3 protein-coding genes are annotated in these 2,175 nt (G+C 65.5%); 1 reads left to right on the top strand and 2 read right to left on the bottom strand.

Features of this window, described 5'->3' with window-relative positions:
- Positions 1–89: 89 nt before the first annotated feature.
- Positions 90–410, bottom strand: a complete 321-nt coding sequence (locus RM445_RS31895; RefSeq protein ID WP_311560585.1) for an alpha/beta fold hydrolase — start codon at positions 408–410, stop codon at positions 90–92.
- A gap of 385 nt (positions 411–795) precedes the next feature.
- On the opposite strand from RM445_RS31895, the gene RM445_RS31890 reads away from it, so the two are divergent.
- Positions 796–969, top strand: a complete 174-nt coding sequence (locus RM445_RS31890; protein WP_311560584.1) for a hypothetical protein — start codon at positions 796–798, stop codon at positions 967–969.
- A 49-nt stretch (positions 970–1,018) separates the two neighbouring features.
- Here the strand turns inward: RM445_RS31890 and RM445_RS31885 are convergent, their stop codons facing one another.
- The gene (locus tag RM445_RS31885; protein WP_311560583.1) at positions 1,019–1,882 is read right to left on the bottom strand and encodes an alpha/beta fold hydrolase; all 864 of its coding nucleotides are present in this window, start codon (positions 1,880–1,882) and stop codon (positions 1,019–1,021) included.
- Positions 1,883–2,175 lie beyond the last annotated feature (293 nt).

Here is a 2,175-nt window from a genome sequence, read left to right as displayed (position 1 = left end):
AGAACGAGGCTCACGGCCTGGTCCTTGTACTCCTGGGTGAAGTTACGGCGTGTCGCCACGCGATTGCCTCCGCTGCGATCAGCGGCAGTCTACGACCGGATGTCTACAAGATCGGGAACGGTCCAGAACGACAGCCCGACAACGGTCGGACGATTGAGACCGAGGGCGTCGACGAAACCAGCCAAGCAGTCGGCGTAACCCACCATCCCGAACTGTTCCGGTGGGTCAGACGAGCCACCCGCGCCCGGGGCGTCCCAAGCCACAATCGTGAACTCGTCACAGAGTTCGTTAAGCTGCCGCCGCCACGTCGTCGGGCCGTCGGCCACATAGCCGTGAAGCAGGACAAGGACGGGACCGGCGCCGGCGCGTTCGTAGGCGATGCGAAGACCATCAACCATCACCATGTCCATGGTGTCCCCTTCATGTGGACGAACAGGCGCAGCCCAAGCGGCACGCCATCAGCGATGGTTCGCCCCATAGCGACAGTCCGCCATCACTTCCTCGGTCCTGCCGCCGGACTGAGGCGTGCACAGGCCGCTACCGTCAGTCTGCAGCGCAATGACCGGCTGCTCCGGGGTGGCGATCGCCGGACCGGCAGCGTGCTGCGCCCCGTCCTGGGCCGCGCTTCCGAGTGCGGCGATGACCGCACCCTGCGGGGCTGATGGGTCTGGCTGCGTCCAGCCGGCGGCGCACCCTTGGCCGTCCCGAAAATCTGCTCACCGACGTGTGGGCGTACAACGATCAGCCAGCTGACGGGATGCCTCGCGTGAATTACGCGGGGAGTGGTCGTCGAGCATGGTCGATCAAAGTCCCAGCGAGCAGGCCCACGAGGCCGTCCTTCAGGCCATCATCAGGGCAGCCGCCAAGGTCGGCAGCAGCCCGGCAGGAGTGCGTGATCTAGCCGAGGCGTACGCCCTGTTGGAGCGGAATCTGGTCCCCAATGCGGGCGTCGTGGAGAACAAGACCTGACGTGGACGGTGAGCCCCACGCGCCCCATCCTTCGCCACCGCTGCCGCAATCAATGTGGAACATTCGCTCGACGGACCAGATCGAGTAACTCGCGATCGAACCGGAGTGGCCTCTCGAGGAACGGTGCGTGGCCGACGTCGTCGTACCAGGATGCGACGGCGCTCGGGCAGGCGGACACAACATGTTCGGCCATGGACGGCAGTATGAGGGTGTCGCGCATTCCGTGACTGACCAGTACTGGAACGGTCAGCTTGGCCAGTACATCGTCGCAGTCGATGTGTCGTGCGAGCAATGCGGCGCGCACATCGGGGCGTACGACCATATTTGTGCACAGGGCGGAGTCCCAGTCATCCGGGTCCATCGCCTCTACCGTGCAGGCGCGCAGGAAGTGGCGGACAGCTGTGATGCCAGTGGTGAGGTCGGGGCTGCAGGCTCCTTCCACGTTATCGAGCAATCCCGGTCCGATGTGGTCGAAATGGTCGTTGAGGATCATGGCAGCGCCGACCAGGTTGACTGCGGCGATCGCGCCCTGGCCGAAGACGCGCAGGTAGTCGGCGATGATGGACCCGCCGTACGACCACCCGACGAGTACGGGCCGCTGCAGCTCGAGCTGGTCGAGTACCGCAGCGATATCCATGGCCCACAGGTTGGCGTCCTGGTAGGCGTCAGCCTCTCTCGGACGCTCCGACATCCCGTGGCCCCGGATGTCGAGGGCGACCACGCGGCACTGGGCTGCGAGGTCGCCCTCGACCTGGTGGCGCCAGCAGGTCAGGCCTTGCGACCATCCGTGAACCAGGAGTATGGCCGGTCCGTCCGGGCGACCCCATTCGCGAACGTGCAGCCGCACCCCGTTTCCACCAGGGACAGCGTAAATACGTGGTGTCTCAGCCGGTCGCAGTTGATCGGTTGTCATCGGTGGGTCTCCTCACCTCCGGGCCGCTGACATTCGGCGGCCTTTCCGACGAGCGTGCGCCACACGCCTTACCGCTGACCTACCGTTGCCTTACGCGAAGCGGTGTAGGTGGGCCACGGCGGTTGCTAGTGTCGGACGGTCGCGCTGGCTGGGGTCGGGTCGTGATCAGGGGGTCGGCAAAGTCGCGGTGAGTAGGCGCTGAGCTGCGGCGACACGCGGGCGGAGGTACGGGTGCGGGCACGGCTCCAGTGGTGATCTTGCGGTTCTCACGCCGTACAAGACCATCACCTGGA

Origin of the sequence: Pseudonocardia charpentierae (assembly GCF_031845345.1) — a bacterium.
Lineage (GTDB): Bacteria > Actinomycetota > Actinomycetes > Mycobacteriales > Pseudonocardiaceae > Pseudonocardia > Pseudonocardia charpentierae.
Note: the sequence above shows the minus strand (reverse complement) of the source record. Positions and strands in the feature narration are given on the sequence as shown.